We start from the raw sequence: 5,173 nt of genomic DNA, 5'->3' as shown, positions 1-5,173 counted from the left end.
TAATTACCAAATAAATACGCTAGCATCAATTTGTAGATGTAAATATAAGCTAGCGCAGTGAGATCGCCATCTTGAAGATGCTTGGGAATCATCACGATCTCATCATAAGCAGTTCCAATGAGACAATCTGCTCGATCGTTTCCCCTCATCATCAGGTTTTGTGCCACCTGCCGTTTCATTTCTAGATAGGCTTTTGAGATAGATTGTTTTGCTCGCTCTAAATCTTTACTATATGGGAATATTTCCGCTTCCCAACTACTTAATTCTATTCCCCCAATAAGATTTACATCGAAGTAACAACTAATACAGTAGCCAGCATTAAGAAAGTCACCGGTCTCAATGAAAACTGTATATCCGTATTTAAATGTACGACTCGCTGCATGAATAACTTCACAGCGATGTTGAATCCAATTGGCAAATAAAAATAAACATCTACTCTGGAATTCTCTGGCATTAAATCGACTTACTAAAGTTAATGCCAAGTTACCAAAATGATAACCCGTTTGTACATCACCTAAAAAAGCACTCAGCACCAATCCATAATTGACATAACCTAATGCAGATGCAGGTGTATTTCCGAATTGGAGGGATAAATTGACCATCATCGAGCTAAGAGCAGGGTATGAATTTGGCCTTGCAACGAAAATAGGTGAGCCTAAATCTGCTAAAAGTTCCATGATTTTCCGAGCTTTGAGATCGCTCATCGCTGGTAAATCCAACAGATCTTCAATGTTACTATTTTGAAATTGGCCAGCAAGACCCTGTAATGGTTGACCTACTCTCTCTTCGTTAGAAGTGATTGAAAGTTCAATTCCCAATTGAGCCAGTGCTGTTATGCCAGTATCGATCGCAGCTAACATCTTGCCATTAGCTGTAAGCGCAGCAATTTGGATTCTGTAGATTTCGACTTTATCTAAAATCGTCCGAGCCGATCGCATTACAACACCTGTAATCTCTTCCATCCGCTCCAGATTTCCTTGCAAATATGCAGCTTCGGCAGAAGCTACATACAGATCCAGAGTTAGCTGATACTGGGTCTCCCAACAGTCGATCTCCAGCAGTTCAATGCCTGCTTGGAGATAAATATTTGCAGCAGCATAAGCAGTAGAATTCCTAGCTTTTTTACCAGCACTGAAGTTGAGATCGATAACCATTTCTCGCTCGATCGGATCGGTAATTAATGATTTGGCTATATTTAAATGTTCGACAATATTGAATAATCTTTCTTCGATGACAATCTCCGAAGCATCTTGCTGGAGTAACCGCCCGATTTGAAGATGCGTTGTTTGTTTTTGACTAGCCGGAATTAGCGAGTAAGCTGCTTGTTGAACGCGATCGTGCAAGAATCGATAAACTGGATTAACGACTCTCGATACCAATCGATCGCCGGATGGGGTAAAAAATTTGTAGATGTCTGTAGTGGGAATTAGTAAGTTTTCTTCCAATCCAGCCCATAAGATTGCGGCTGTGGCTTCTGGAGATCGCTCGCATACAGTTGCTAAAGTAGATAAATCGAATTGTGCCCCGATACATGCGGCTAAAGCCAATGCCGATTGAGTTGCTGGTGGTAATTTTTGCAACTGTAAGGCCATAAACTCAACTACATCATCGGTGACAGCCATCGCTCTGACTTGAGCTAGATCGCAACTCCAACCACCCACGTCAGTATTCTGACTCGATCGATCGAAGCTAATCGCGCCATCTTCATATAATGATTTGAGAAATTGAGTTGCAAAAAAGGGATTACCTTTGGTTTTTAGCTCCACCAATTCAGCTAACGGTTGCGCGATGAGTGAATCGCAATGGAGTGTGTCTGCCACCAACTGGCTCAAACTTGCGAGATCGAGACGCTGCAATCTAATTGTATTGACTGTAATGCCAGTTTTGGCAATTTCATCGATCGCTAACATCGACGGATGAATTGGTGAAACCTCATTGTCTCGATAAGCACTAATGACTAGCAAATATCCAGTATCCTGCACCAACAATTGCAATAAATTCAGCGATGCTAAATCTGCCCATTGGAGATCGTCGAGAAATAACACTAGTGGATGTGCGGTAGTAGCAAACAAACGAACGAATTTTTGCATGAGCAGATTAAATCTCTGCTGTGTGGCACCACCTGATAATTCTGAAGCTGGCTGTTGCTTGCCAATAATGCGTTCGAGTTCGGGAATGACATCAATTAATACTTGAGCATTTTCGCCCAACGCCGCGAGAATCTGCATTTTCCAAGCATGCAGTTGGGCGTCCGATTCCGAAAGCAATTGCCCCATCAAATCGCGATAGGCTTGAACGAAGGCGGAAAATGGGATATTGCGCTGAAATTGGTCGTATTTACCCTTGATAAAATAGCCCCGCTGACGCACGATCGGTTTATGAACTTCTCGCACGATTACTGTCTTGCCAATTCCAGACGAACCAGCCACCAGCAGAATCTCAGTCAGACCTTTACTCACGCGTTCAAAGGCATTGAGCAATACGGCAACTGCTGGCTCTCGACCATACAACTGTTCGGGAATCGTAAATCGATCGCTCGGATCGCGCTCTCCAAGATTAAACAATCCTATTTTGCCCGTCTCTTGCAATTGAGCTAAACAAAGCTCTAGATCGAACTTGAGTCCCAGTGCATTTTGATAGCGATTTTCAGCATTCTTAGACATCAACTTACTGACAATCTCTGAGAGCATCAGCGGAATGTCTGGATTGAGTTGACGGACTGGAACTGGCTGCTTGTCAATATGACTATGTACCAATTCCATCGGATCTGTGGAAATAAATGGTAATTGTCCGGTTAATAGTTCGTAGCAAGTTACCCCCAAAGCATAAAAATCGCTCCGGTAATCGATACCCCGATTCATGCGTCCGGTTTGTTCGGGTGACATATATGCCAGCGTCCCTGCTAGCGTATTGACATTTTTAATTGATTGAGTTTCTTTTGGCAATCGGGAAGCAAGACTAAAATCGATCGGTTTAATCTGCCGTGTTTCTGGGTGAATGAGAATATTGGCAGGTTTGAGATCTTTGTGAATGATGCGGTGACGATACAATCCATCCAGGGCGTCAGCTATTTGCGTGACGATCTGGATGAAAGTAATTAATTTTTGCGGGGTTGCTCCGAGCACACCCGATCGATAGACATAAGATTGCAGGGAAATACCACCGAAATCTTCCAGAATCAATGCATGAGAATTTTGGTAGGGTTCAAACGCTAGCGTTTTGATAACATTGGGCACATCAATGCTTTTGCCAATCTCATACTCATGGCGAAACTGGATTAGTCGATCTAAACTAGGGGCTGGACTCCGGATGAGTTTGATTACAACTGGGTATAGATCGGACTCTCTAATACCTCGATAGAGGAGAGACCGATCTCCAGCATAAATTTCTTCGATAATTTGATAACCAGGTAAGTGCACGATCGTCTTCACTGTTCCAGTCCCCAATGTGCAACTATATGGAAGACGGCTAGGAGCTAAACTTTGGAACCAAAGCTCTAAAACTTGATGTCATCTAGCTTTTGGCAATTTAAACGTAAATTTGCTAGCCGTTCTACCATATATCTTATAGTTTGCCCAAGGGACTAGCTGTAATCGCGATCGCTCGACTCTCCTTAAAAAAGGCTAATCCAACAAATAATTAGGTAAGTTCAATGATTAATAGCTACCCGCACATTTCATCTTCTGATAAAGGTAAGCCAAAAATATCTGCGGATATTCAAAAGTGAGAGTAGCAATCCCTGAAGACTAGATAGTTAAAGGTAATGAACCATAGCAGAGCTGATATAATCCATCAAGAAATTTCCAAGATGCGATACGAGTCTTCTCAAAACCTTGTATAGCTGCTGCTACACCCTCTTCCGATTCAGTGACAAAGCGGGCAATAACTAAGGATTCATCTGCATGACCTACTTCTAATTCTTCATGAAGTGTCAACCACACGATCGCAGTTCGAGCTATATTTGTCTTACGAAACTCTCTACCCATGCACAGATCGAACTGCTTACCATAAACTTCCAATAACATTGCGGCTCCTAGTCCAACAGAAGGATTGGGATCTAAATAAAGCTCCTGTAAGCATATGTCATATTCTTTGCCGATCTTTAACATGTCTTCGGTAAAAGATGCCATTCTCCAAGGCTCGATACCTGTCATCAACTGCTCGAAAAGTTTTCGGTGAATCCGATTAATGTTGCCATTACCAAGTTCTTCATTTAACTGTTTGGCAAGAAGGCAACGAATTCGCTCATCGTCATTCCGCGCAATAATACTAGCGAGGCTACGACTAAAGTTAGTAACTACCAGGCGAAGATTCATGAATAACAGCCATAGATGTTGTGGATTAACTGGCTCTCGCTGCAATCGTTGCAAGACAGGATGATGATCTAATGGATGATTTTCGTAATGCCACAACATGTCTTCCAGCGATGGCAGCGATTTTGCTAGTTGTTTTAGGGCTGTTGCTGGAGGACGAATTCCATCAACTTCGGGATTTAGGTAAAGAGTGACTCGTCGTTGCTGCTGTTCTCGTCGTAATGCTGTGTAGGAATGCATTCCAATCCCTGATTCCAGCGGACGGATCGCTAAAGATCGAATTGCAGACTGATAGGTAGAGACTGGAAGACCATGCTCGATAAAGTAGAGATCGAGCCTGTCGCATACAGCCCGATCGTCGATCGCATAGTTAGAGATTGGGATGTGCAAGGTGCTGCTTGAAGGCGTAGCATTATCACTTTCAACCCAGGAAAAGGCCGAAATTGCTGGTTTTGCAGAGAATGAAGTTTGGCCTGGTGCCATTGCTTGGCAAAATTCGATCGCGTCACCGGGGACGTAGTTGCGAGCGGCACTCAGTGCTGATTCTAGTTCTGTTGGGGTCGCGTCATGGTGGCGGAGATAGACTTTGACTCGGGCAGCGGTGTGTGCGGCGAGATCGAGAGAGAAGTAGACGAATTCGTCTTTGTCGGGGCCGCGTTGGGCTGCTGTCTCGGCTAGTGTCGGCCAAGCATGGGTAAAGCCGAGTCGGACTAAGGATTCCTCGACAATTGCTGCCGATCGACTTTTGTGCTGGGATTGGGGGTTGAGATAAAGTTTGAAGGCGGATGGTTTGTCGGGATAAAAGCAGGCGGAGTGCCACATCGAGAATTTAGCGTCGGCATTCGTGGGGACGAACAGAT

General features: G+C 43.8%; 2 protein-coding genes. Both read right to left on the bottom strand.

What is annotated here, in order from left to right; all coding sequences use genetic code 11:
• On the bottom strand, window positions 1-3,419 hold a 3,419-nt coding region (locus RMO84_RS07900; protein ID WP_310487920.1), incomplete at its 3' end, for a serine/threonine-protein kinase PknK.
• A gap of 327 nt (window positions 3,420-3,746) precedes the next feature.
• Window positions 3,747-5,173: iron-containing redox enzyme family protein (locus RMO84_RS07895; protein WP_310487919.1), on the bottom strand; the 1,427-nt coding region annotated here is incomplete at its 5' end.

Origin of the sequence: Chamaesiphon sp. VAR_69_metabat_338 (assembly GCF_031423935.1) — a bacterium.
In the GTDB taxonomy this organism is placed as follows: domain Bacteria; phylum Cyanobacteriota; class Cyanobacteriia; order Cyanobacteriales; family Chamaesiphonaceae; genus Chamaesiphon.
The sequence above is the reverse complement of the archived record's forward strand: the minus strand, read 5'-3'. Positions and strand labels throughout refer to the sequence as shown.